Source organism: Glutamicibacter sp. St.4D3, assembly GCF_059728615.1.
On record NZ_AP039380.1, the window covers coordinates 1948800 to 1973185 of the forward strand.

At 67.7% G+C, this 24386-nt stretch carries 19 protein-coding genes; 7 read left to right on the forward strand and 12 right to left on the reverse strand.

Annotated elements, in window-relative coordinates; translation table 11 throughout:
* The first annotated feature begins 39 nt into the window (after positions 1-39).
* Complete coding sequence (locus tag AC6I21_RS08985; RefSeq protein ID WP_497762233.1) at positions 40-2568, forward strand: DEAD/DEAH box helicase; 2529 nt, start codon at positions 40-42, stop codon at positions 2566-2568.
* Here AC6I21_RS08985 and AC6I21_RS08990 read toward each other — a convergent pair.
* Together AC6I21_RS08990 and AC6I21_RS08995 are read right to left on the reverse strand one after the other, a co-directional pair.
* Entirely contained in the window at positions 2565-3554 is a 990-nt protein-coding gene (locus AC6I21_RS08990) for an NAD-dependent epimerase/dehydratase family protein (protein ID WP_497762234.1), read from the reverse strand. The two genes, AC6I21_RS08985 and AC6I21_RS08990, sit on opposite strands and share 4 nt — an antisense overlap.
* Positions 3555-3645: 91 nt before the next feature.
* Positions 3646-4398: a metal-dependent hydrolase gene (locus tag AC6I21_RS08995; RefSeq protein WP_497762235.1), complete on the reverse strand. Its 753-nt coding sequence runs from the start codon at positions 4396-4398 to the stop codon at positions 3646-3648.
* Between the two features lie 63 nt (positions 4399-4461).
* On the opposite strand from AC6I21_RS08995, the gene AC6I21_RS09000 reads away from it, so the two are divergent.
* Both AC6I21_RS09000 and AC6I21_RS09005 read left to right on the forward strand, forming a co-directional pair.
* On the forward strand, positions 4462-4938 hold the full coding sequence (locus tag AC6I21_RS09000; RefSeq protein WP_138177833.1) for a GNAT family N-acetyltransferase: 477 nt from the start codon (positions 4462-4464) through the stop codon (positions 4936-4938).
* On the forward strand, positions 4938-6329 hold the full coding sequence (locus tag AC6I21_RS09005) for an alpha/beta fold hydrolase (RefSeq protein WP_497762236.1): 1392 nt from the start codon (positions 4938-4940) through the stop codon (positions 6327-6329). The genes AC6I21_RS09000 and AC6I21_RS09005 overlap by 1 nt, the downstream gene beginning before the upstream one ends.
* An 89-nt stretch (positions 6330-6418) precedes the next feature.
* Here AC6I21_RS09005 and AC6I21_RS09010 read toward each other — a convergent pair whose 3' ends face one another.
* The 3 genes from AC6I21_RS09010 to AC6I21_RS09020 all read right to left on the reverse strand — a co-directional run bounded on the left by AC6I21_RS09010 (position 6419) and on the right by AC6I21_RS09020 (position 9425).
* Positions 6419-7678, reverse strand: a complete 1260-nt coding sequence (locus tag AC6I21_RS09010) for an MFS transporter (protein ID WP_497762237.1) — start codon at positions 7676-7678, stop codon at positions 6419-6421.
* Positions 7679-7750: 72 nt separating this feature from the next.
* The gene (locus AC6I21_RS09015) at positions 7751-8212 is read right to left on the reverse strand and encodes a MarR family winged helix-turn-helix transcriptional regulator (protein ID WP_343832836.1); all 462 of its coding nucleotides are present in this window, start codon (positions 8210-8212) and stop codon (positions 7751-7753) included.
* Positions 8213-8405: 193 nt separating this feature from the next.
* Positions 8406-9425 (reverse strand): TerC/Alx family metal homeostasis membrane protein, encoded by a 1020-nt coding sequence (locus AC6I21_RS09020; RefSeq protein WP_138926374.1) that lies wholly within the window; start codon positions 9423-9425, stop codon positions 8406-8408.
* 276 nt (positions 9426-9701) lie between these two features.
* On the opposite strand from AC6I21_RS09020, the gene AC6I21_RS09025 reads away from it, so the two are divergent.
* Positions 9702-10064, forward strand: a complete 363-nt coding sequence (locus tag AC6I21_RS09025; protein ID WP_138177843.1) for a protease inhibitor I42 family protein — start codon at positions 9702-9704, stop codon at positions 10062-10064.
* Between the two features lie 24 nt (positions 10065-10088).
* Here the strand turns inward: AC6I21_RS09025 and uvrB are convergent, their stop codons facing one another.
* Genes uvrB through coaE form a run of 3 tightly spaced genes read right to left on the reverse strand, consistent with a single transcriptional unit; the run spans position 10089 to position 13063 of the window.
* Complete coding sequence (uvrB, locus tag AC6I21_RS09030; RefSeq protein ID WP_138177845.1) at positions 10089-12170, reverse strand: excinuclease ABC subunit UvrB; 2082 nt, start codon at positions 12168-12170, stop codon at positions 10089-10091.
* Between the two features lie 39 nt (positions 12171-12209).
* Positions 12210-12470 carry a hypothetical protein gene (locus AC6I21_RS09035; protein WP_138926375.1) on the reverse strand — a complete coding sequence of 87 codons (261 nt, stop codon included), beginning with the start codon at positions 12468-12470 and terminating at the stop codon, positions 12210-12212.
* Entirely contained in the window at positions 12467-13063 is a 597-nt protein-coding gene (gene coaE / locus AC6I21_RS09040) for a dephospho-CoA kinase (RefSeq protein WP_138177849.1), read from the reverse strand. The genes AC6I21_RS09035 and coaE overlap by 4 nt, the downstream gene beginning before the upstream one ends.
* A gap of 59 nt (positions 13064-13122) precedes the next feature.
* Between coaE and AC6I21_RS09045 the strand changes: the two genes are divergently transcribed.
* The 3 genes from AC6I21_RS09045 (at position 13123) to AC6I21_RS09055 (ending at position 16792) form a co-directional block, all read left to right on the forward strand.
* A complete protein-coding gene (locus AC6I21_RS09045) occupies positions 13123-13812 on the forward strand; it encodes a YigZ family protein (protein WP_346922629.1) in 690 nt (229 codons plus the stop codon).
* Positions 13809-14927: a class I SAM-dependent methyltransferase gene (locus AC6I21_RS09050; RefSeq protein WP_497762238.1), complete on the forward strand. Its 1119-nt coding sequence runs from the start codon at positions 13809-13811 to the stop codon at positions 14925-14927. Before AC6I21_RS09045 ends, AC6I21_RS09050 begins: the two co-directional genes overlap by 4 nt.
* Before the next feature lie 155 nt (positions 14928-15082).
* Positions 15083-16792 (forward strand): HNH endonuclease signature motif containing protein, encoded by a 1710-nt coding sequence (locus tag AC6I21_RS09055; RefSeq protein ID WP_497762239.1) that lies wholly within the window; start codon positions 15083-15085, stop codon positions 16790-16792.
* Between the two features lie 81 nt (positions 16793-16873).
* Here AC6I21_RS09055 and AC6I21_RS09060 read toward each other — a convergent pair whose 3' ends face one another.
* The 4 genes from AC6I21_RS09060 to polA all read right to left on the reverse strand — a co-directional run bounded on the left by AC6I21_RS09060 (position 16874) and on the right by polA (position 24339).
* Positions 16874-18214, reverse strand: coding sequence for a hypothetical protein (locus tag AC6I21_RS09060; protein WP_497762240.1), 1341 nt, complete (start codon positions 18212-18214; stop codon positions 16874-16876).
* A gap of 247 nt (positions 18215-18461) precedes the next feature.
* Positions 18462-19928 (reverse strand): 30S ribosomal protein S1, encoded by a 1467-nt coding sequence (rpsA, locus tag AC6I21_RS09065; protein ID WP_138177861.1) that lies wholly within the window; start codon positions 19926-19928, stop codon positions 18462-18464.
* A 237-nt stretch (positions 19929-20165) separates the two neighbouring features.
* Positions 20166-21458, reverse strand: a complete 1293-nt coding sequence (locus AC6I21_RS09070) for a GNAT family N-acetyltransferase (RefSeq protein ID WP_497762241.1) — start codon at positions 21456-21458, stop codon at positions 20166-20168.
* Positions 21459-21672: 214 nt separating this feature from the next.
* Positions 21673-24339: a DNA polymerase I gene (gene polA / locus AC6I21_RS09075; RefSeq protein WP_497763419.1), complete on the reverse strand. Its 2667-nt coding sequence runs from the start codon at positions 24337-24339 to the stop codon at positions 21673-21675.
* Positions 24340-24386 lie beyond the last annotated feature (47 nt).

The window sequence follows — 24386 nt, forward strand, 5'->3', positions numbered from 1 at the left end:
GGTCTGTTAACAGTTCGCAACCGTTAGGCTGGAAGCATCATGATGCTCACTGACTTGCTGCCGGCAGACCCGAACAACGTCTCCGACGAGGAAATCTACGAGGCCTTCGGCCGCTGGGTTTCCGACCGCGGAATCACCCTCTACCCCGCCCAGGATGAGGCGTCCCTGAACCTGGTGGCGGGGAACAACGTCATCCTGGCCACCCCGACCGGTTCGGGCAAGTCGCTGGTGGCGGTCGCCGCCCACTTCTACGCCATGTGCCGCGACCAGGTCAGCTTCTACACCGCGCCGATCAAGGCGCTGGTTTCGGAGAAGTTCTTCGATCTGTGCAAGATCTTCGGCGCCGAGAACGTCGGGATGCTCACCGGGGATTCGGCGGTGAACGCGGATGCGCCGATCATCTGCTGCACCGCGGAGATCCTGGCCAACATTGCGCTGCGTGAAGGTTCGCGCGCCGATGTGGGCGTGGTGGTGATGGACGAGTTCCACTTCTACGCCGACCCGCAGCGCGGCTGGGCCTGGCAGGTGCCGCTGATCGAGCTGCCCCAGTCCCAGTTCCTGCTGATGAGCGCCACCCTGGGCGATGTGACCCGCTTCGAACGTGAACTAAGCGAACGCACCGGGCGGGAGACCACCACCATCGCGCACACCGAACGCCCGATCCCGCTGCACTTCTACTACTCCATGGACCCGGTGCAGGAGGCAGTCGACCAGTTGATCAAGACCCGCCAGGTGCCGATCTACATTGTGCACTTCTCCCAGCTGGACGCGATCGACCGCGCCACCGGGCTGATGAGCATCAACGTCGCCACCCGCGAGGAGAAGGAGAAGATCGCGCAGCTGATCGGCGGGTTCCGCTTCGCCGCCGGGTTCGGCAAGACCCTGAACCGCCTGGTGCGCCACGGCATCGGGGTGCACCACGCCGGGATGCTGCCCAAGTACCGCCGCCTGGTCGAGCAGCTGGCGCAGGCCGGGCTGCTGAAGGTCATCTGCGGCACCGACACCCTGGGGGTGGGCATCAACGTGCCGATCCGCACCGTGGTGATCACCGCGCTGTCCAAGTTCGACGGGACCCGCACCCGGCTGCTGAACGCCCGCGAATTCCACCAGATCGCCGGGCGGGCCGGGCGCGCCGGGTTCGACACCGCCGGCACCGTGCTGGTCCAGGCCCCCGAGCACGCGATCGAGAACGCCAAGGCCATGGCCAAGGCGGTGAAGAAGCACGGCGAGGGTTCCTCCAAGCTGCGCCAGATCCCGAAGAAGAAGCCGCCGCAGGGCTTTGTCAGCTGGGGTGAGAAGACGTTCGAGAAGATCGTGCACGCCGCCCCGGAAACCCTGCGCTCCTCCTTCCAGGTGTCGCACTCGATGATCCTGAACCTGCTCGAGCGCGAGGACAACGCGTTCGAGGCCGCGAACCGGCTGCTGAGCGAAAACCATGAGCCGCCGGCCGCCCAGCGCCGGCTGAAGCTGCGCGCCCTGGGGATCCTGCGCGAACTGCTGGCCACCGGGGTGGTGGTGCGCAACGCGGAACCGGACCAGTACGGCAACCACTATGCGCTGACCGTGCACCTGCAGCAGAACTTCGCGCTGAACCAGCCGCTGTCCCCGTTCGCCCTGGCCGCCCTGGAACTGTTCGACCCGGAGTCGGCCAGCTACGCGCTGGACGTGGTCTCGGTGATCGAGGCGACCCTGGAAAAGCCGCGCCAGGTGCTCTCCGCCCAGGAGAAGAAGGCCCGCGGGGAGGCGGTCGCCCAGATGAAGGCCGACGGGATCGAATACGACCAGCGGATGAACATCCTGGACACCATCAGCTACCCGCAGCCGCTGGCCGAGCAGCTGGAGTCCGCGTTCGAACAGTACCGTGCCGGCGCCCCGTGGCTGGCCGACTTCGAGCTCGCCCCGAAGTCGGTGGTGCGCGACATGTACGAACGCGCCATGGGCTTTTCCGACTTCGTGCAGTACTACCAGCTGGCCCGCTCCGAGGGCGTGCTGCTGCGCTACCTGACCGATGCGTACAAGGCGCTGCGCCAGAGCGTGCCGCAGGATGCGCTGCGTGAGGACCTGGTGGATCTGATCGAGTGGCTGGGCGAGATGATCCGCCAGATCGACTCCTCGCTGCTCGATGAGTGGGAGGAGCTCTCGCGCGGTGAGCTGGTTGAGGAGACCGAGATCGCCCCGCCGGCCCCGGAGAACCTGACCAGCAACATGCGCGCGTTCCGGGTCATGGTGCGCAACGAGATGTTCCGCAGGGTCAAGCTGTTCGCCGACGAGCAGGAGGCGGCGCTGGGCGAGCTGGACGGGCACAACGGGTTCGACGCCGACGCCTGGGCCGAGGTGATGGACCAGTACTTCGAGGAGCACGAGGACATCGACGACGGGCCCGGCGCCCGCAGCCCGAAGCTGTTCCTGGTCACCGAGAAACCCAACCGCATCTGGCAGGTGCGCCAGATCTTCGCCGATCCGCAGCAGAACCACGACTGGGGCATCAACGCCACCATCTCGCTGGACGAGTCCGACGAGGCCGGTCACCCGGTGGTCACGGTGACCTCGGTGGGGCGCCTGGACTAGCGCGGCCCGGGCCCGGGCACGCCCAGGATCCGCAGTTCCTCCGCCCGGCTCAACCCGGTCGGTGCGGCGGTCTCCGCCCCGGCTTCCAGTACCGACCGGGCACTGTCCGCCACCGGGCGCACCCGCAGCCCGGCCCGCCGGGCCGGGGCGTGGTCCCGGTCCATCAGCGCGGTCAGCTGCGCGGGCAGCCACAGCGGCAACGACCGGGGCCCGGACCACGGTTCGATGCGGTGCGCGGCCAGCTGCTCGGGGCTCAGCCAGCGCACCGCCGGAGCCGGCGGGCCGAGCGTTGCCGCGAGCCGGTCGATGAACTGCGCACGGGTCATGACCGGGCCGACGGCATCGCACACCAGTTGGCGGCGCCCGTCGGCCAGCAGCAGAATCCAGTCGGCCAAATCCCGCGCGTCGATGAACTGCACCGGGTCGTCCCGGGGTTCGGGGGCGATGAACGGGTGCCCGTCGGCGGCGGCCGCGGCCAGGCGCAGCGGCCAGTAGCTGAAGCGCCCGGTCCGGTCCCCCGGCCCGATGATCAGTCCCGGACGCAGGATCGTGAAGCTCGGGGCGTGCGCGGCCACCAGCTGCTCGCAGCCCACCTTCATCCCGCCATAGGACTGCGGGGAGTCGATCGAAACGTCCTGCCCGATCGCCGGCACCAGCCGCTCATCCGGCCCGGCCGCATCCCCGGGCCGCGGGTCGGCGTACACGTTGAGCGTGGAAATGAAGATCCAATGCCCCGCGTGCAGCCCCTGCAAGGCCCGGCGCACGTGGCTGGGCTGCCCCAAGACGTCCACCGCCACATCGAAGCGGGCCCCGGCCAGGGCGGCGGGCGCCGCGTCCTTGCGGTCCCAGCGCACGAACCGGCAGCCGGCGGGCGGGCGGCCGCTCACGCCGCGGCTGGCGCAGGTGACCTGGTGCCCGGCGGCGAGCGCGGCGGCGGCCAGGTGGCGGGAGAGGAACCCGGTGCCGCCCAGGATCAATAGTTTCATTGGCCCAGTCAACCAAGCGGCGGCGGGATTGGGAAGGGGCAGGGGGCAGGCCGCCCGGGCTTTTCCTGCCGCCCCGGTGGTCCGGCGGTGCCTAGTGCAGCAGCAGCGCGACGGTCACATAGGAGGTCAGCGCGCTGGCCAGCACCCATTCGGCGTTCGAGCCGGTCGCCCCGAGCACCGGCACCGCCACCCGGCCGTTGGCCTTCCAGCATCCGCCGATCCCCGGCAGGCGGCGGAACCAGCGCGGGGCCTTGAAGCGGATCGGCCACAGCAGGTTCACCCCGCCGATGGTGAGCATGTCCCCCAGCAGGTGCACCCCGGAGCCCAGCACCACCGCCAGGAAGAACCAGGAACGCTCATCGGGGGCGTTCATTCCCACGAACGCGGCCCCGGCCAGGGCGATCACCCAGCACAGCAGCGCCGGCATGAACTTCATGGTCTTCACGGCGAAGGAGATCAGCAGCACCGCGAACACGGCGGCGCCCGGGTAGACCACCCCCAGGCCCGCGGTGTGGATCGACCACTTGTCCAGCACCCAGGCCAGCAGCGCGAACGCGCCGACCCCCAGCAGCGAGTGGGTGCCGTTGCGGTGTCCCCCGGAGATCGTGCAGACCAGGCGGGTGACCAGGTTGGAAATCGGCGGCAGGGAGCGGGCGATGGTCGCCGAGGGGTGGTCCGCGTCGGGCAGCATCGCCGCCCCGGCGCACACGATCGCCCCGGCCAGCGTCTCCCACTGGTTCATCTCGAACAGCCCGAGCCCCAGGTTCACCGGTCCGAGGTCCACCTGTGTTGTTATTGCCAGCCACGCGGCCGCGCCGCTCATGGCGTGGTGTCCACCCATCATGGATTCAACCTTAGAACGTATGTACGACACTTCCCGATCCGCGACAGGGGTAACCTTAGACACATGTCAACCGTGAGAATTGCGCAGAAGCACGATTGTGCCCGCATCCTGGAGCTGATCCATGAGCTGGCCGTCTACGAAAAGGAACCGGACGCGGTGAGGAACACCGTCGCGGACCTGCAGGAGCACCTGTTCGGCGCCAACCCGCAGGTCTTCGCCCACGTGGCCGAGGACGCCACCGGGCAGGTGGCCGGCGTGGCGATCTGGTACCTGACCTATTCAACGTGGGAGGGCCGGCACGGGATCCACCTGGAGGACCTGGTGGTGCGTGAGTCCGCCCGCGGGCAGGGGCTGGGCAGCGCGCTGTTGAAGGAGTTGGCGCGGATCGCCGTCGAGCGCGGGTACCGGCGCCTGGAGTGGGCGGTGCTGGACTGGAACGCACCGGCGATCGGCTTCTACGACGCCATCGGCTCCAGCTCTCTGGACGGCTGGACCACCCGCCGGCTGGACGGTGCGGCGCTGGCGAAGGCGGGTGCCTGATGGAGTACCGCGGCATGCACGTCACCGACCACTGGGTCCAGGTGCCGCTGGATCACCAGAACCCGCACGGGGAGCAGATCAGCGTCTACGCCCGTGAGGTGAGCACTGATCCGGCCAAGCCCTGGCTGCTGTATCTGCAGGGCGGGCCCGGAGGCAAGTCCCCGCGCCCGGCCTCGCTCTCGGGCTGGCTGGCCGAGGCGGTCAAGCATTTTAGGGTGCTGCTGCTGGACCAGCGCGGCACCGGGCTGTCCACCCCGGCCAACCGACAGTCCCTGGCGCTGCGCGGGGACGCGGCCGCCCAGGCGCACTACCTGCGCTTCTTCCGGGCCGATTCGATCGTGCGCGACGCGGAGGCGCTGCGCACGGCGCTGGGCATCGAACGCTGGAGCACGCTGGGCCAGAGCTATGGCGGGTTCTGCACGCTGAGCTACCTCTCGCTCTTCCCGCAGTCCCTTCAGCGCTGCCTGATCACCGGCGGGCTGGCCTCGCTCACTGCCGACGCGGACACCGTCTACCGGGCCACCTACCGCAGGATGGCCGAACGCAACGCCGAGTACTTCACCTGGTACCCGCAGGACCGCCAGGTGCTGCAGCGCATCTACCGCCACGTGCGCACCTTCCACGATGAACGCCTGCCCGATGGGCGGCCGGTGACGGTCCCGCTGGTGCAGATGCTCGGGCAGTACCTGGGCGGGAACACCCGGGTGCATTCGCTGCACCATGTGCTGCAGGAGGCGTTCATCGACACCCCGGGCGGGCCGCGGCTGTCGGACACGTTCCTGGGGGTGCTCTACGACCAGGCCCGCCGCGCCGCGAACCCGCTCTACGCGGTGCTGCACGAATCGATCTACGCCCAGGGCCAGGCCACCAACTGGGCCGCGGAACGGGTGCTGGAGGAATTCGCGGAATTCAGCCCGCAGGCCGAGGTGCCGCTGCTGACCGGTGAGATGGTGTACCGCTGGTACTTCGCCGAGGACCCGGCGCTGCGCCCGCTGGAGGAGACCGCCCGGCTGCTGGCCGAATACGAGCACTTCACCCCGCTGTACGACCTGCAGGTGCTGGCCCGGAACCAGGTCCCGGTGGCCGCCGCGGTCTACCATGACGACGTCTACGTGGACCGCGAGCTCTCCCTGGACACCGCCAGCCGGGTGCGGGGCCTGCAGACCTGGGTGACCAAGGCGTTCCACCACGATGGGATCGCCGACGAGGGCGCGTACATCTTCAAGCGGCTGCTGGACATGACCAACGGCGTTGACCCGGATGCGGCGCTGAAGTCCGCCACCGGCCACGGCTCCCCCGGCGCCGCCGTCGCGGACCCCGCCGCCGAGGACACTGCAGCCAAAGACACCGCCACCGAAGACACCACGGCACAGGGCACCACCGGGAACTGAGCGGAGGCCCCGGCACGAACAACGCCCTGCCCCGCGCATCAGTGGATGCGTGGGGCAGGGCGTGGTCCTGTCCTTGGGAGGACTGGTCGTCAGGCGTCCGCGGCGGTGAGGTCCTCGGCGAACTCCTGTTCGCTCTCATGCGAGACGCCGATGTGGCTCAGCGTGTGCCCGGCGAAGGCCAGCACCAGGATCGCCACCACGATCGACCCGGCACCGAACCAGTACGGCGCCCCAGCCCCCAGGGCGGTGGCCAGCGGACCGGCCACGGCCGGGGCGATCGCCCCGCCCAGGAAGCGCACCCCGGAGTAGGTGGAGCTGGCCACGTTGCGCGGCAGGTCGGTGGCCTCCATCACGGCCTCGGTCAGCGCCGTGTTCATCACGCCCAATGCCAGGCCGGCGACGACGATCAGCACGATCAGGACCACCAGGTCCTCGTGGAAGACGGCCATCGCGCCCAGGATCACGGCCAGCGCGCCGAGCATCGTGAACAGGGTGGGACGCAGCCCGAAGTTGCGGGTCAGCGGCGGGGCCACCAGCACCGAGGTGACCGCCAGGGCCAGGCCCCAGCCGAAGAACACCAGACCCAGCTCGTGGGCGCCGAATTCCATGCCCTGGGCGTGCGCGGCGGCCTCCAGCGGGAACGGCGAGTAGGCCAGCAGCACGAAGAACCCGAAGTTGTAGAACACGGCGGTGACCGCCAGCGCCAGCAGCGCCTTGTTGCGCAGCGCCCGGAACCCGGCCAGCAGGGACACCTGCACCGGCGCCTGGGTGGGGGCGCGCAGGAACGCCAGGATCGCGACCAGGCCGATGGCCATCAGCACCGCGGTGCCGAAGAACGGCCCGCGCCAGGAGATGTCGCCCAGCATGCCGCCCAGCAGCGGACCGGTGGCCATGCCCACGCCCAGTGCGGCCTCATAGAGCACGATCGCCTGGCGGCTGCCGCCGCTGGCCGCGCCGACGATGGCCGCCAACGCGGTGGAGATGAACAGCGCGTTGCCCAGCCCCCAGCCGGCGCGGTAGCCCAGGATCTGGTTGACGCTGCCGCTGGCCCCGGCCAGGGCGGCAAATGCCACGATCAGCACCAGGCCGGTCAGCAGGGTGCGCTTCACGCCGATGCGGGCCGAGACCCAGCTGGTGAAGAACATCGCAATGCCGGTGATGAACAGGTAGCTGGTGAACAGCAGCATCGTCTGCGAGGCGCTGGCCTCCAGTTCGCGGCTGATGGCCGGCAGGATCGGATCGACCAGGCCGATCCCCATGAAGGAGACCATGCAGGCAAAGGCGATCGCCCATACCGATCCGGGCTGTCGCCATAGTGAGGGCTTGCTAGCGGTACTCGTGTGGATCATCTTCTTTCTGTACGTTTGGTTCTCACAAAATTCGTGGGTGCCGGCCGCGGTCCGCGCCGCGGCCGGCGCGGGTCAGGACAGCTGGGATTCGAGGCTGGCCACCATGCGGGTGTACAGCTGCTGCGCCTGGCGCAGCGTGTCGAGCTCCGCCTGGCTCATCTGCCCCAGCGCCTGGGACAGGGCGGCGGTGGCGTGGGCGCGGTAGCCCTGCAACGCGGCTTGTCCCTGCCCGGTGATCTCCACCAGGGCGGCGCGCCGGTCCTGCGGGTCCGCCGAGCGGGTGACCAGCCCTTCGCGTTCCAGGCGGCCCACCAGGCCGGTCATGGTCGGCTGGGCGATCCGCTCGTGCCCGGCCAAATCCCCCACCCGTTGGGCGCCGTGGCGATCCAGCGTGGAGAGCACCCGCCAGGCGGTCACCGAGCGGCCCTGCCCGGCCACCCGGCCCAGCAGCCGGCTCATGAACGCCGCGGAGGTGGAGATCTGCGAGGCGAGCTCGGCGAAGTTCGCGGCGTCGGAGGCTGGCTGGTCTGTCATGGGTACCAGTATAGAAGAAATTACATAGCATGGCTATGTAAGAGCGTGGAGTGTGACTCTCCTCATCTCCGGCCGGGGTGCGCCGCGGGGGCGCCGGGCATGGCAACGGCCGGGACGGATCATCCGTCCCGGCCCTTGGCCCGGTGGGAGGTCTAGTGCCGGCGGCCCGTGCCGGCCGGCTCCCCCGCAGGCGTTACTTCTCGTCCTTCGCTGCGGCCTCGGCCTCGGCGCGGGCCGCGGCACGGCGTCCGAGCGGGGTCCACAGCGACATGACGGTGGCGACCACGATGGTGGAGGCGATCACGATCAGCGACAGGCTGGTGCTGATATCCGGCACCCACTCGATCGGCTGGCCGCCGTTGAGGAACGGCAGCTCGTTCTCGTGCAGTGCGTGGAAGATCAGCTTCACGCCGATGAACGCCAGGATGAAGCTGAGCGCGTGCTTCAGGAAGACCAGTCGGTTCATCAGCCCGCCCAGCAGGAAGTACAGCTGGCGCAGGCCCATCAGCGCGAAGATGTTCGCGGTGAACACGATGAACGCGGACTGGGTCAGCCCGAAGATCGCCGGGATCGAGTCAACGGCGAACAGCAGGTCGGTCATGCCGATGGTAATGAAGACCATCACCATGGGGGTGAACATCTTCTTCCCGTCGACCTTGGTGCGCAGCTTGTTGCCGTCGTAGTCGTTGGCGATCGGCAGCTTGCTGGTCAGCCGCTTGACCAGACCGGATTCGCTTTCCTCGTCCTCGTCATCGTCCTTCAGCTGGTGCCAGGCGGTCCACAGCAGAAAGGCGCCGAAGATGTAGAAGATCCAGGACAGGTGCTCGATCAGGGTCGCACCCAGCAGGATGAAGACCGCGCGCAGGATCAGCGCGATGATGATGCCGAACATCAGCACTTCCTGCTGGTACTTCCGCGGGACCGAGAAGCGGGTCATGATGATGATGAAGACGAACAGGTTGTCGATCGACAACGAGTATTCGGTGATCCAGCCGGCGTAGAATTCCTGGCCCAGCTGCGGACCGGCCTGCCACCACAGGATGCCACCGAAGATCACGGCCAGCATGACGTAGAAGGCGACGAACAGGCCGGCTTCCTTCATTGAGGGCTCGTGCGGCCGGCGGACCACGTACAACAGGTCCAAAAGCAGGATCACGCACAGCGCGGCCAGCGAGATGATTTCAAATTGGAGGGTTAACCCTGAAACGCCCACAGAAAAGTAGCCTTTCGTCGTAAGGGTAGGACAAGGGAACCGAAGGTCTCTCCGCCGTCACAAGATCGTGTTGTGTTCGGCTGCTGCATCCGGCGGAACTTCCTCGTCCCACGTGTTGACGTTCACAGCATTTGGGATACTCCCCTACGTACGAGAAACCATTGTATCCCATCGCCCCGTCCCAGCCCATGGCCCCGGCCACCCCGCACCGCCACGCGCCGACACATCCATCCACGCCAGCGCCGCGAGCGGCGGCGTAGGCCGTAGGATGGATGAATGGAACAAATCGAGACCGACGGCAGCGCCAACCTCGAGGTCAGCCGCGGAACCCGAATCCATTTGGTAATGCCGGTCCCGGATGCCAGCGGCTTGTTGTGGACGCTGACCGAATGCGGCCAGGGACTGATGGTCGAGCGGGAGCCGGGCACGATCCGCCAGCAACCCGACGGCAACGGCGCCGCCAAGCGCACCGTCCCGCGGCACCTAGACGCATCACAGCGCGCGGACCAGGCCACCGCCACCCACGTGGCCTCGCTGCGCGCGATCACCGCCGGATACTGGTCGGTGGAGCTACAGCTGAGCCGGGCGTGGGAGAACCGCACCGCCCAGGTGCGCCGCTTCACCGTCACCGTCATCTAGCCGCGGCCCGCACCGGGCGTGTCGCTAGGCGTGCCCGGCGCCCTTCATCTGGCGCAGCTCCTTCTTCAGCTCGGAGACCTCGTCGCGCAGCCGGGCGGCAAGCTCGAACTGCAGTTCGGCGGCCGCCGCATGCATCTGCTCGGTCATCTGCTCGATCATCCCCACCAGGTCCTCGGCCGGGGCGGCGGCCAGCCCGTCGCTGCGCACCGGGGCGGACTTGCGCTTGGCGCCCTTGGCCAGCCGGTTGTTGTTCAGCAGCTCCTGGGTGTCGGCGTCCTCGCGGGCCAGCTGGTCGGTGATGTCCGCGATCTTCTTGCGCAGCGGCTGCGGGTCGATGCCGTGCTCCTCGTTGTGCGCCTGCTGGATCGCCCGGCGCCGGTTGGTCTCCTCGATCGCCTGGGCCATCGCGTCGGTCACCTTGTCCGCATACATGAACACCTGACCCGAGACGTTGCGCGCCGCACGCCCGATCGTCTGGATCAGCGAGGTCGCCGAGCGCAGGAAGCCCTGCTTGTCCGCGTCCAGGATCGCCACCAGGGACACCTCGGGCAAGTCCAGGCCCTCACGCAGCAGGTTGATGCCCACCAGCACGTCGAAGGAGCCCATGCGCAGTTCGCGCAGCAGCTCCACCCGCCGGATCGTGTCCACATCCGAGTGCAGGTACTGCACCCGGACCTGGTGTTCGGTCAGGTAGTCGGTCAAGTCCTCGGCCATCCGCTTGGTCAGCGTGGTCACCAGCACGCGCTCGTCGCGCTCCACGCGCACCCGGATCTCATCGAGCAGGTCATCGATCTGCCCCTTGGTCGGCTTGACGATGATCTGCGGGTCCACCAGGCCGGTGGGGCGGATGATCTGCTCCACCACCCCGTCGGACTTGCCCAGCTCGTACTTGCCCGGGGTCGCCGAGAGGTACACCGTCTGCCCGATCCGCTCCAGGAACTCGTCCCACTTCAGCGGCCGGTTGTCCATGGCGCTGGGCAGTCGGAAGCCGTGCTCGACCAGGGTGCGCTTGCGGGACATGTCCCCCTCGTACATCGCCCCGATCTGCGGGACGGTCACGTGCGACTCGTCGATCACCAGCAGGAAGTCATCCGGGAAGTAGTCCAGCAGGCAGTGCGGGGCCGAACCGGCCTCACGCCCGTCGATGTGCCGCGAGTAGTTCTCGATGCCGTTGCAGAAGCCCATCTGCTCCATCATTTCCAGGTCATAGGTGGTGCGCATGCGCAGCCGCTGGGCCTCGACGAGCTTGTTCTGCTGCTCCAGCTCCGCCAGCCGTTCGGCCAGCTCATCCTCGATCGACTTGATCGCCCGGTTCATCCGCTCCGCACCGGCCACATAGTGGCTGGCCGGGAACACGTACATCTCGTCTTCCTCCCGCACCACTTCCCCGGTCACCGGGTGCAGGGTGTGGATCGCGTCGACCTCGTCGCCGAAGAACTCGATGCGCACCGCCAGCTCCTCGTACATCGGGATGATCTCCACCGTGTCCCCGCGCACCCGGAAGGTGCCGCGGTGGAAGTCCATGTCGTTGCGGGTGTACTGCATGGCCACGAACTGGCGCAGCATGTCGTCCCGGTTCAGCTGCATGCCGCGGCGCAGGGTGACCATCCCGGCGACGTATTCCTCCGGGGTGCCCAGGCCGTAGATGCACGAGACGGTGGCGACCACGATCGTGTCGCGGCGGGTGAGCAGCGAGTTCGTCGCCGAGTGGCGCAGCCGCTCCACCTCCTCGTTGATCGAGGAGTCCTTCTCGATGAAGGTATCGGTCTGCGGCACGTAGGCCTCGGGCTGGTAGTAGTCGTAGTAGGAGACGAAGTACTCCACCGCGTTGTTCGGCAGCAGTTCACGAAATTCGTTGGCCAGCTGCGCGGCCAGGGTCTTGTTCTGCACCATCACCAGGGTGGGGCGCTGCACCTGCTCCACCAGCCAGGCGGTGGTGGCGGACTTGCCGGTGCCGGTGGCGCCCATCAGCACAATGTCCTTCTCGCCGGCCTTGATGCGTTCGGCCAGCTCGGCGATCGCCTGCGGCTGGTCCCCGGCAGGCTGGTACTCGCTGATGACTTCAAAGGGGGCGACGACGCGCTTGATCGGCTGTGCAAGGCTCATGCACCCAGCATAACGAGCCGCACCCCCGCGCGGCACCCGTTATCGCCCTCGGCGCATCCCGCCGCGGATGATCGCCCGCTTGGCCGTGTTGGACATCATCGAGCCAAAGAAGCCGGCGGTAAGCACGGTCGCCGCGGCCAGCCCCAGCAGCGCCAGCCACCCGGAAACGTAGACCACCGGGGAGTAGGGCCCGTTCGAGGCGACGAACTCACTGCGCCCGCCAAAGCCCAGCCACAGCACCAGGGCGACGGCGAACGCGGCAAGCATCACCCACTTGGAGATCCGCAGGGTCAGCTTCATGCACTGAACCCGTTCCGGAAGACGCGGGTGACCTTCTCGTTCAGCTGCTCGATGCTCCCGTCGTTGTGGATCACCACGTCGGCCACGGCCGCGCGCTGCTCGTCGGTGGCCTGGGCCGCCATCCGGGCGACCGCCTCGGCCCGGTCCCAGCCGCGGTCCTCCATCATCCGCCGGATCCGCTCATCGTGCGGGGCCTGGACCACCAGCACCTTGTCAAAACGCTGGTGCTGGTCGCTTTCCACCAGCAGCGGGATGTCCTCCACCACCACCTCGGCGCCGTCGGCCACCGCCGCGGCGCGCAGCCGTTCGGCCTCGGCGCGCACCGCCGGGTGCACGATCGCGTTCAGCTTCTCGCGCTCCCCGGCGTCGGCGAACACCACCGCGGCCAGCGCGGCCCGGTCCAGGCTGCCGTCCTCGGCGAACACCTGCGAGCCGAAGGCCAGCCCGATCTGCTCCAGCGCCGGGGTCCCGGGCTCCACCACCTGCCGGGCGATCGCGTCGGCATCGATCACCACCGCGCCCAGCTTCAGCAGCTGCGCGGCCACCGCCGATTTGCCCGAGGCAATGCCCCCGGTCAGTCCCACATGAATCATGACACCCGCTAAGTAAGAATGGCCTCAGGTCTAGAACTCCACCCTATAAACTAAGTCAGATGAACAGCAACGTTTCGGTGGCGAGTCGGTACACCACCTTGGCCGCGGACCTGTCGCACGAAGTGGAGATCAAGCGTTCGCGCTTCATCACCTACCTGTACCGGGTGTCCTCCGAAACCGACGCCCGCGGGCACATTGCCGCGCTGCGCAAGCAGCATTTCGACGCCCGCCACCACTGCAGCGCGTTCGTGCTCGGCGCGGACCGGATGACCCAGCGCTCCTCCGACGACGGGGAGCCGGCCGGCACCGCCGGGATCCCGATGCTGGAGGCGCTGACCAAACGCGAAACCACCCACGGCACCGATTTGAGCGACGTGCTGGCCGTGTGCGTGCGCTACTTCGGCGGGATCAAGCTCGGCGCCGGCGGGCTGGTGCGGGCCTACTCCGACTCCGTCTCCCAGGCGCTGGACGCGGCCACCCTGGTTACCCGGCAGCGGATGCTGCGCTTGGCCGTGCCCGCCGCGCACTCGCAGGCCGCACGCTACGAAAACGACCTGCGCGCCGCCGGCTACCAGCTCGGCGCCACCGACTGGCAGGCCGAGGGCGCGCTGCTGCAGGTGGCGATCGCCGACGAGCCCGGCGCCGAGGACGAGTTCCAGCGCCAGCTGGCCACCCTCTCCTCCGGCGCCCTGCACGGGCAGCTGCAGGGCCACGACTGGGTGGACGTGCCCCAGGGCGGTGGGCGATGAGCGAGCTGCTGGACGCCCTGCGCCGCTACCCGGACGTGGAGGCCGAGAACCTGCACGCCGTGGACGCGGCCGAACGGCTGATCCTGGACACCGTGCACAGCTGGCCGGGCACGGTCAGCGTGCTCAACGACCACTACGGCGCGCTCAGCCTGGGCGCGTTGGCCGCCGGCGCCGAACGGGTGCTGGTGCACACCGATTCGCTCACCGCCCAGCGTGCGATCACCGCGAACCTGCAGCGCCTGGCCCCGCAGTGGCTGGAGCGGCTGCAGCTGCTGGACCCCGGAATGGCGCTGCGGGATGCCGAACTGGTGCTGCTGAACCTGCCGCGCGGGCTGGATGTGCTCGACGAATTCGCCGCGCTCATCGCGGAACACGCCCACCCGGAGGTGGTGGTGCACGCCGGGGGGCGCATCAAGCACATGAACCGCTCCATGAACCAGGTCCTGCAGGCGCGCTTCGCCCGGCTCGACGTGTCCCTGGCCCGGCAGAAGTCCCGCGTACTCACCGCCCGCACCCCGCTGCCGCACCAGCCGGTGCCCAGCTTTCCGGCGCAGGCCACCCACACCGTCAACGGCCGGCGCTTTACGCTGCGCGCCTCCGCGGCGACCTTCGGCCAGGCCCGGCTGGATCCGGGCACCCGGCTGCTGCTGGAGCACCTGCCGGATCTTTCCGGGCAGGATGAACTGGTGGACCTGGCCTGCGGCAACGGCAGCACCGGGATCTACGCGGCACTGGCCACCCCCGGGCTGCGGGTGGCGGCCTCGGACCATTCGGCCTCCGCGGTGGCCTCCACCGCCGCCGGTGCGGCGCTGAACGGACTGGGCGGGCGCATCAGCGTCGTGCAGGATGACGGGCTGTCCCGGCTGCCCGCCGCCAGCACCCACCTGATCACCCTGAATCCGCCCTTCCACATGGGCAACACGGTGCACGCCGGGATCGCGCTGAAGCTGCTTGACGAGGCGGCCCGGGTGCTCGCCGACGGCGGCCAGCTGTTGTGCGTCTACAACTCCCACCTGCGCTACCGCGGGGAAATCACCCGGCGCATCGGCCCGGTCCGCCAACTGGCCCGCAACTCCAAGTTCACGGTGCTGCAGGCCACCCGGCAGCGGCACTAAACCGGGGCCTGTGGCCCGGCTCCGCTAGGCACCGAAACGCCATGCCGCGCCAGCCACCGGGCGCGGGAACGACCGGGCACGGGAACACGAAAAGAGTTATCCACATCTTTCGCTGCCCGCCGCCGCCTCGCGGATTGGCGGCGCACACTGGGGCCATGAGCAACAACAACCTGCGCCAGGCGGTCGAACAGATCGCCGCGCACCTGCGACAGCCGGCCGGGCTCAGCGCCCCGGACGCCGCGGCACTGTGCCAGCTCATGACTTCCCTGCCCGCAGCTCTGCATCAGGCCGCCCAGGCGAACACCGATCCCCGCTACGCCGTCCGGCTGGCCAGCAGCACCGAAAGCGCCGGGGACCACATCGCCCGCCTCAAGATCCTGTGCGCCCACCTGGCCGAGCGCCACGCCCTGCACTGCCTGGATCCCCGGGAGCTTGACGCACTGCGCGATCATTGCGATTCCCCGGACACCGCCACGGACGAGGCGTCCCCGGCGGCCCCCGACTCCGCCGACGTTGCGGCCCGCTACGCGCTGGGGCGGCCCACCTTCAAGGACCCGGCCGAATTCCTGGCCGGTTGGCTGCCGCTGGACTACCACGAGGCCAAACGCCGGGTGAACGCCGCCCGGCAACTGATTGGCCGGTTCGATGACGCCGGCGTGCCGGTCGACCCCCAATTCCCGAAGCTGGCCGCGAAATTCAACGACGCCTCTCTGCCGCCCCAACCGGTGATCTCCGCGGCCGGGCGGCTGGCCACCTTGGAGCCCGTCGCCGAGGGCACCGAGCAGCCGCTGCCACCGGTGCTCACCCCGGAGGGCGCCACCGTGGAAGACATCGCCCAGAGCCTGGTTGCCGAACCCGATCCGGCCACGCGCAGCAAGAAACTAAACCAGCTGTTCAAGCAGGCGCGGACCACCACCGAACAGCTCGATCCCGTCACGGCCACCGGCCTGTTCCGTACCGGGGCGAAGAACGGGCTGGTGAACTATGCGTTGCGGCTGTTGCCTGGCGACGCGGAACTGATCGAATCACTGATCGCCCAGGCCGATAATCCGCGCACCGATGCCGGGAACGACAGCCGTGTGCTCGATGATCCCGCGGAAGCTGGCGCACCGAGTGGATCTGCGCCGGCTCCGGACGCCGAGGATCGCCCGGACTTTGTCACCGCAGAGGAAGCGGCGCAGAGCGGTCCGATCAGCTCGGTGGCCGCCAATGTCCCACAGCGCCGGCTCAAGGCGCTGCTCGGGTTCCTGCGCCTGGACATTGACAAGATCCTGCGCGACCACTCGCGCCGCCAACGCAAGGCCAAGGGCAAGGCCCAAAAGCGGGCTGCCTTGCCGCCACTGGTCCGGCCCCTGGTAATGGTGCACCTGACACTGGCCGAGCTGCGCGGCGAAGCCAAAACCCACGGACTGACCGCACACGGGCTGGAACTGTCGGCCACCGACCTGCGCCGAATCCTGGCCCGGGCCAGGATCATCCCGATGACGCTGGGCGGCAAGGGGGAAATTCTCGATGTGGGCCGCAGCCAGCGCGAATACCCGCTGCCCATGGCCCGGGCGATCAAGGCCCGGGACCGCGGATGCATCGTCCCGGGCTGCAAGGTGCCGGTGGAGCACTGCGAAATCCACCACATCAGGTTCTGGAAGGATGGCGGAGTTACCGCCGTGCGGTGGGCCGCGACCATGTGCACGAAGCATCACCACGATGTGCATGCCGGGCTGCTCAAAGTCATCTCGAACGGCGGGGTGCCGCAGGTGATCCTGCCCAAATTCCAGGATCCGCTGCAGCTTCCCCGCCGCAATTCCATCAACTACCGGCTCGGCGACCGGTTCCGGCCGGCGGACCCGGTCGCTCCTCCCCCATAGGGCAACCCGCTCCCTGCCGCCGGCGCTGCTGGCTGCCCGTCGCGCGCCGACGCGATGAAGGTCTTCGGCCGTGGTGCGTGTTCAGCCCGCCTGTCGGTGCGGAAGCAGATAGGGCCGCCGCCCCTCAACCCGCACGGCACTGCCGTCAATCCCGACCCCGGTCAGAGGGATGCGATCCAGTTCCTTGCCCGGTTGCCCCTGCCACACCACCGGTTCCAGGGACACATCGCGCCGCGCCCGCCAGCGTACGGTGCGCCGGTTGCGGCACAGCACCTCCGAAACCCGATGCGGGTACAGCGCCAAACGTCCCTGCGGTGACCCAAGTGTGGAAACCGGGTCAATGTCCACCGGCACCGGGCGGCAGTCCCACCCGCTCAGCCCCACCACCTCCAGCTCGGTCCCTGCGGGAATCAGCTGGTCGTTCACGTGCTCTGCCCAGACCCACGGGTTCAGGGCGTGGCGCACAAACTCCTGCCTGCTCATGCTGTTGACAGCCTGCACCCCGTGCCGGGCACATTCTTCGTGGACCGGTACGAACGCAGCCAGCCAGGGATCGTCGTGTTCCGGTTCGGCGGCTGCCTCAAAGTTGCTTGCAGGTGCGCCACATCTGCAGTCCTCCTCGGAGGCTTCCGAGCGCGCCACCACTCCGCTCAGTGCGCCCAGGTGGATCGCGCCGCCTTGTCCCCCACCGACCGGGATCCGCAGGACCAGGGGCCCGACGAACCGCTGGGCGGCGAAACGCACCAGCACCAGCAACCCCCAGAACGCGAGCCCGCTCAGCCCAAAGGCAGCGGTTTGCAGATGTTGCATCTGGAGCCGGTCCACCTGTTGCTGTGCATCGTTGAAATAGTCGAAGCCGACCCTCGCCAAGCCGTACACGAACCCGGCCGCGGAGAGTTTGGCCAGCCACGGGGCCACTTGTTTCCGGGCGGCGGTGTGCTGCAGCAGACTCTTCTCAACCATCACGGATTGCACTGCTTCACGTCGCCAGGTGCGCAAGCTTCTGGTGAAACGCAGGCCACTGAGCATTCCGAGCCCACCCAGCAGGCCGTAATATCCGGCGCCCAGCGCAAGGACCCACTGTTCCAGCGGCGGCCATGGCATCCAGGCCACGAGGGCCAAGCAGGTGGCCGCGGCAACCCAGGGCGCCTGGCGCCCGCTGGCCACCATCACCGCGACCGCACCGACGGCGGCAGTGAGCGCACCCCACCAGCCCTGCGCCAGAAAGGGAAGGTCATGCCCGCGGCAGCCGATGAGCCAGATGAGCAACCCCAGTACCGGCAGCCAGGTGCCAAGGCTCAAGATCCAGTTGGGGATGCTGCGCGGAACATTGCCCCACTCCTGCTCGCTCAGGCGCCGGAACGGGACGCTGACCTTCTCGGAGCGCAGCAGGTCCCTTGCCATCTCGGTTTCCTGTCTCATCGGCCCCTTTGCCTCTCGTTCGTGATGCCCGCTTAATTGGGGTTCTCTAAATCAAGACTAGTTTTGGGGCAGCGGGGAAGAAGGCCCGGAAGGAGGACTTTGCGGCGCGGCTCGTCAACATTTAGGAGGAGCTACGCAGCCCGCCACGGTGACACGTGGCGTCCGATTAAACGACGACGGCGGGTTTGCCCCTGGTATCAGGGACAAACCCGCCGTCGTTCAGCTAGCGCTGGACGCTACGCGGCAATTAGTTGCCGGTCAGCTTCTCGCGCAGGGCAGCCAGTGCCTCGTCCGAAGCCAGGGTTCCGGAATCGGAAGCCGGTGCCTCGGAGGAGTACGACGCCGGTGCCGGCTCGGCAGCGGTCGGCTCGGCGGTGGCGTCGGCGTTCATGGCCTCGGCAACCTGCTTCTTGTGAGCTTCCCAACGCTCCTGGGCAGCAGCGTACTGTGCTTCCCAAGCGGCGCGCTGGGTCTCGAAGCCCTCCAGCCATTCGTTCGACTCCGGATCGAAGCCCTCCGGGTACTTGTAGTTGCCCTCTTCGTCGTACTCTGCGGCCATGCCGTACAGAGCCGGATCGAATTCGGTACCCTCCGGGTCGACACCCTCGTTGGCCTGCTTGAGGGACAGCGAGATGCGGCGGCGCTCCAGGTCGATGTCGATGACCTTGACGAACAGCTCGTCGCCCACGGAGACAACCTGCTCGGCCAGCTCGACGTGGCGCACGGCCAGCTCGGAGATGTGCACCAGGCCCTCGATGCCGTCTTCGACGCGAACGAACGCACCGAACGGAACCAGCTTGGTGACCTTGCCCGGCACAACCTGGCCCAGGGCGTGGGTGCGGGCGAAGGTCTGCCACGGATCTTCCTGGGTGGCCTTCAGCGACAGGGAGACACGCTCGCGGTCCAGGTCCACTTCGAGAACCTCGACGGTGACTTCCTGGCCAACCTCGACAACCTCGGACGGGTGGTCGATGTGCTTCCAGGACAGCTCGGAGACGTGCACCAGGCCGTCGACGCCGCCCAGGTCCACGAAGGCACCGAAGTTGACGATCGAGGAGACAACGCCCGGGCGAACCTGGCCCTTCTCGAGCTTGTTGAGGAAGGTCGAGCGAACCTCGGACTGGGTCTGCTCCAGCCATGCACGGCGGGAGAGCACCACGTTGTTGCGGTTCTTGTCCAGCTCGATGATCTTGGCTTCGATTTCCTGGCCGATGTACGGGGCCAGGTCGCGAACGCGACGCATCTCGACCAGCGATGCCGGCAGGAAGCCGCGCAGGCCGATGTCCAGGATGAGGCCACCCTTGACAACCTCGATGACGGTACCGGTAACGACGCCGTCTTCTTCCTTGATCTTTTCGATATCGCCCCAGGCACGCTCGTACTGAGCACGCTTCTTGGAGAGAATCAGACGGCCTTCCTTGTCTTCCTTGGTCAGGACCAGGGCTTCGACGTTGTCGCCGACGGTGACAACTTCACCCGGGTCAACGTCGTGCTTGATGGAAAGCTCGCGGGAAGGGATGACACCTTCGGTCTTGTAACCGATGTCGAGCAGGACTTCGTCATGGTCAACCTTGACGACGGTGCCTTCGACGAGGTCACCATCATTGAAGTACTTGATGGTGGCGTCGACGGCAGCCAGGAAGTCCTCAGCAGATCCGATGTCGTTGATGGCAACGACCGGGGTGCTGTGCTTCTCGTTCGAGGTGATGGTCATGTAGTAGGGACTCCGATGTGGATAGTTTATGGTCAGTCGAGACTCCGGAAGTCCCGGAATTTCGAGGTGTGTACTGCATAGCGAGTGGACATGGCAAAGCCATGACACACTTTTCAAGTTTACGCGCTTGCACAGGCCTCGGTCAAAGTCACGTCGACATCCGGTGGATGGCCGCGCAAGTGTTGTTGGACACAATTGCCTGCCGCCGCGTCCTACGCAATGCCGGCGCGGCTCTGGCTAGAACTCGTAGGGCGTGAACGCGCTGCGCGGTTGGGCGAACAGCATTTCCAGCTCGTTGAGGTCGCGGTCTGAGCGGCACTGCACCAGGCCCACGTCCGCCAGATCGGCCAGCCGAACGCTGGCGAGGTAGAGCCGCGGCAGCACCGAAACGTCCATGGACAGCTCCGGCAGCCGGTGTTCGGTGGCGGGATTCGGCGTGACCTTCGCCCGGCCCTGCTCGATGCGCACCTGATAGGTGCCGTCGGCCAGGCCCAGCTGATCACGCAGCACCAGCACGAAGGAACCGTCCCGGCTCCACGCGCGGGCCTGCAGCGCGGCGACGGGGTCCAGCAGCCGCAGCCACAGCACGTCCCGGGTCTCTTCCACCTTGTAGTTGCGGTCGTTGGCCAGCATCAGGCGCAGCGGGTCATCGACCGGCCCGGCGCCAAGCACCTCGCCGATCAGGTCGTGGTTGCCCAGGAATTCGAGCAGGGCCACCCGGGCGGCGGCGTTCTGGGCCAGCAGTCCACGCACCGTCATGGCCCGGGGCTTGGAGTCCCGGCTCTGGTACTTGTAGCTGATCAGCCCGTCGAGCGTTCCGTGCTGGTCGTAGTGCGCGGCCAGGCGCGCGTCCTTGGCCGGGGCGAGATTCTCCCACCCGTCCAGCTGGCCCAGGATGTAGCCGCGGTCGAACGCCGAGGCGTCAATGGAACCGTAGGTGCCGGCCATGCAGCGTTCGGCCAGTTCGTCGAAGTGCGGTTCGATCTGCTCGGCGCTGACCTCCATGACCCGCCCGGGCAACGGCTCGCGCAGCTTCAGCCCGTCGGTGCACTCCAGCGCGAAGCGGTTCTCGTAGCTGGCGATGCCGTAGCCCCAACGCCCGTAGATCCGGGCGTCCGAGGCGGTCAGCGCCGCCCACGGGTAGCCCTGCTGCTTCGCGTAGCCCAGATCCTCGGTGATCTGGCGTCCCAGGATGCCGCGGCGCCGGTAGCTGGGGCTGACCGTGACGGCGGTGATCTTGTAGATCGGCAAGTCGGTTCCCGCGCCTGCGTTCAGCCGCCCCGGGAAGCCGCCATAGGTGTGCACCGGTTCGTTTTCGTGCAGCGCCGGGCTGCCCGCACCCCGATCGTAGACCAGGGACATCCGCATTTTCTGGGCCGCGGTAATCTGCCGCCAGCGCTCGGCCGCGTCCTCGTTGGTCACCGGACTGTGGAAGCCGCGGGCGGTGGCGCGGTGGAACCGGTCCAGGTGTTCCATTTCTTGCTCGGTGAGCTGGTCGGCCTGCCAGTGCTCGGTGTGCAGCTTGTCCATGGTGGGTCCTTCCATCGGTTGATGGGACGTGGTGCGGGCCGCGCGGGTGTGCTGCCCGTCGAATCGTGGATGGTGCCGTGAGTCGTGGATGGTGCTGGGGGTGGTGCATGGTGCGGTGGGCGGTCAGTGGGAGCGCTGGCCCGTGGGGTGTGCGCCCCGGTGTCCGATCCGGCTGCGGGACCGGATCGGACACCGGCTAGGGGTGGCTTGGCCCCTAGTGGCCGGCCTCGTGCCAGGAGTGGCCGATGCCGGGCTGCACGTCCAACGGGACACGCAGCTGGGCCGCGTTGCCCATCTGTTCGGTGACCAGGGCCTGCACCTGCTCCAGCTCCCCCTCGGCGATCTCCAGCACCAGTTCGTCATGGACCTGCAGCAGCATCCGGCTCTTCAGCCCGGCCGCCGCCAGTTCCGCGTCCACCTGCAGCATCGCGACCTTGATGATGTCCGCGGCCGAGCCCTGGATGGGGGCGTTCAGCGCCGCGCGTTCGGCGATGTCGCGCAGGCGGCGGTCGGAGCTGTTCAGTTCCGGCAGGTAGCGGCGGCGCCCGAAGATCGTTTCGGTGAACCCGTCCTTGCGGGCCTGGTCGACCACTGAACGCAGGTAGGTGCGCACCGCGCCGAAGCGGTCGAAGTAGTCCTTCATCAGGGTGCGGGCCTCATCGACGGTGATCTTCAGCTGCTTGGACAGTCCGAAGGAGCTCAACCCGTAGGCCAGCCCATAGCTCATCGCCTTGACCTTGGAGCGCATCTCGCTGGAGACCTCTTCGGGGCTGACGTTGAACACCCGCGAGCCGACGTAGCGGTGCAGGTCCTCCCCGTCCTGGTAGGCCTGGATCAGGCCCTCATCCCCGGAGAGGTGGGCCATGATGCGCATTTCGATCTGCGAGTAGTCCGCGGTCAGCAGCTTGTCGTAGCCCTCGCCCACGACGAACACGTCGCGGATGCGCCGGCCCTCCTCGGAGCGGATCGGGATGTTCTGCAGGTTCGGGTTCAGGCTGGACAGGCGTCCGGTGGCCGCGACGGTCTGGGCGTAGGTGGTGTGGATCCGCCCGTCCTCGGCGATCGACTTGCGCAGCCCCTCCACGGTCTGGCGCAGCTTGATCGCATCGCGGTAGGCCATCAGCGCGACCAGGAACGGGTGCCCGGTCTTGACCAGCAGATCCTGCAGCGATTCGGCGTCCGTGGTGTAGCCGGTCTTGATCTTCTTGGTCTTGGGCAGCTCCAGTTCCTCGAACAGCACCACCTGCAGCTGCTTCGGGCTGGAGAGGTTCACCTCGTGGCCGATCGCGTCGTAGGCCTCCTGGGTGGACTGCTCCACCTGGGTGGTGAAGTGGTCGTAGAGCTCATCCAGCTTCGTGCGGTCCACCGCGATCCCGGCCCGCTCCATGTCGAACAGCACCCGCACCAGCGGCAGCTCAATGTCCTTCATCAGCTGTGCGGCGTGCTTTTCCTCCAGGCGCCCGACCAGGTACTCGGAGAGCTCGTTGATGGCCTGGCTCTGGGCCAAGGTGGCGTTCTTCAGCTCCGGGTCCACCCCCATCCCCAGGTCCAGCTGCCCCTTCTTCTCCGGCTTGACCACCGGGACGGTGGCCTTCAGGTGGTACTGGGCGATGTCGGCCAGGTCGTGGCTGCGCCGGTCCGGCTGGATCAGGTAGGCGCCGATCAAGGTGTCGTCGACGACGCCGACCAGGTCCAGACCGCGTTCTGCCAGCAGGTGCATGCTGGCCTTCGCATCGTGCAGCACCTTCGGCGCGCGCGGATCCCCCAGGTAGTCGGCCAGCGCGCGGTCGGTCTGCTCATCCAGTTCAGTCAGGCTGATCCAGGCGGACTCGGTACCGTGGGTCAGCGCCAGCGCGGCCGCTTCCCCGCCGCTGACGGCCGGCTGCAGGGCGATCTTCGCCCCCTCGGCGGCCTTGATGAACTCGTCCAGCTGCTGCGCGGTGGTGATCTCGGTGAGGTTGAACTCGATGACCTCGCGTTCGACCTCCTCTTCCTGGGCGGCGAACAGGTCAAAGAGGCGCTTGCGCAGGGTGTTGAACTCCAGCGCGTCGAACAGGTTTTCCACGGCCTCGCGGTTCGGGCTTTCCAGCACGGACTCTTCCAGGGTGACCGGCAGGTCCAGGTCGCGGTGCAGTTCGTTCAGGCGCCGGTTGCGCTTGACGTTCTCCACGTGTTCGCGCAGGTTGTTGCCGACCTTGCCCTTGATAGAGTCGATGTTCTCCAGCACCCCGTCCAGCGAACCGTACAGGCCCAGCCATTTCGCGGCCGTCTTGGGGCCAACCCCGGGCACGCCGGGCAGGTTGTCCGCGGTTTCCCCGACCAGCGCGGCCAGGTCGCAGTACCGTTCGGGGCGGACGAAGTACTTGGCTTCAATCGCATCGGCGTCCATCGGCGGGATGTCGCTGATGCCCTTCTTCGGGTAGAGCACCAGGGTGTCCTCGTTGATCAGCTGGAACGCGTCGCGGTCCCCGGAAACGACCAGCACCTTGAAGCCGGCGTCCTCACCCTGCCGGGCCAGGGTGGCCAGGATGTCATCGGCCTCGTACCCCTCCAGGGTGATGCTGGGAATGTTCATCGCCTTCATGACCTCTTGGATCAGGTCGATCTGGCCGTAGAACTCCTCGGGGGTCTTGTTGCGCCCGCCCTTGTATTCGGTGTACTCCTGGGAGCGCAGGGTCGGGGTGTCCAGGTCGAACGCGACCGCCACGTGAGTTGGCTTCTGCTGGCGGATCATGGTCAGCAGCATGGAGACGAACCCGTGCACAGCGTTGGTGTGCTGACCGGTGCTCGTGGCGAAGTTCTCGGCGGGCAGCGCATAGAAGGCGCGGAACGCCATCGAGTGCCCGTCAATGATCAGCAGTCGTCGGTCCGATTCGGACATCACTTTGGTTGTTTCACTCACACCTGCCAGCCTAGTTGCACTTCGGG

Excerpts from the sequence above, each read along its gene's own strand:
- AC6I21_RS09045 (WP_346922629.1), top strand. The coding sequence starts at position 13,123 with ATGAACAGCAACGTTTCGGTGGCGAGTCGGTACACCACCTTGGCCGCG.
- AC6I21_RS08990 (WP_497762234.1), bottom strand. The coding sequence starts at position 3,554 with ATGAAACTATTGATCCTGGGCGGCACCGGGTTCCTCTCCCGCCACCTG.
- AC6I21_RS09015 (WP_343832836.1), bottom strand. The coding sequence starts at position 8,212 with ATGACAGACCAGCCAGCCTCCGACGCCGCGAACTTCGCCGAGCTCGCC.
- AC6I21_RS09035 (WP_138926375.1), bottom strand. The coding sequence starts at position 12,470 with ATGAAGCTGACCCTGCGGATCTCCAAGTGGGTGATGCTTGCCGCGTTC.
- AC6I21_RS09070 (WP_497762241.1), bottom strand. The coding sequence starts at position 21,458 with ATGGACAAGCTGCACACCGAGCACTGGCAGGCCGACCAGCTCACCGAG.
- AC6I21_RS08985 (WP_497762233.1), top strand. The coding sequence starts at position 40 with ATGATGCTCACTGACTTGCTGCCGGCAGACCCGAACAACGTCTCCGAC.
- AC6I21_RS09050 (WP_497762238.1), top strand. The coding sequence starts at position 13,809 with ATGAGCGAGCTGCTGGACGCCCTGCGCCGCTACCCGGACGTGGAGGCC.
- uvrB (WP_138177845.1), bottom strand. The coding sequence starts at position 12,170 with ATGAGCCTTGCACAGCCGATCAAGCGCGTCGTCGCCCCCTTTGAAGTC.
- polA (WP_497763419.1), bottom strand. The coding sequence starts at position 24,339 with ATGTCCGAATCGGACCGACGACTGCTGATCATTGACGGGCACTCGATG.
- coaE (WP_138177849.1), bottom strand. The coding sequence starts at position 13,063 with ATGATTCATGTGGGACTGACCGGGGGCATTGCCTCGGGCAAATCGGCG.
- rpsA (WP_138177861.1), bottom strand. The coding sequence starts at position 19,928 with ATGACCATCACCTCGAACGAGAAGCACAGCACCCCGGTCGTTGCCATC.
- AC6I21_RS08995 (WP_497762235.1), bottom strand. The coding sequence starts at position 4,398 with ATGATGGGTGGACACCACGCCATGAGCGGCGCGGCCGCGTGGCTGGCA.
- AC6I21_RS09010 (WP_497762237.1), bottom strand. The coding sequence starts at position 7,678 with ATGATCCACACGAGTACCGCTAGCAAGCCCTCACTATGGCGACAGCCC.
- AC6I21_RS09000 (WP_138177833.1), top strand. The coding sequence starts at position 4,462 with ATGTCAACCGTGAGAATTGCGCAGAAGCACGATTGTGCCCGCATCCTG.
- AC6I21_RS09025 (WP_138177843.1), top strand. The coding sequence starts at position 9,702 with ATGGAACAAATCGAGACCGACGGCAGCGCCAACCTCGAGGTCAGCCGC.
- AC6I21_RS09005 (WP_497762236.1), top strand. The coding sequence starts at position 4,938 with ATGGAGTACCGCGGCATGCACGTCACCGACCACTGGGTCCAGGTGCCG.
- AC6I21_RS09055 (WP_497762239.1), top strand. The coding sequence starts at position 15,083 with ATGAGCAACAACAACCTGCGCCAGGCGGTCGAACAGATCGCCGCGCAC.
- AC6I21_RS09060 (WP_497762240.1), bottom strand. The coding sequence starts at position 18,214 with ATGAGACAGGAAACCGAGATGGCAAGGGACCTGCTGCGCTCCGAGAAG.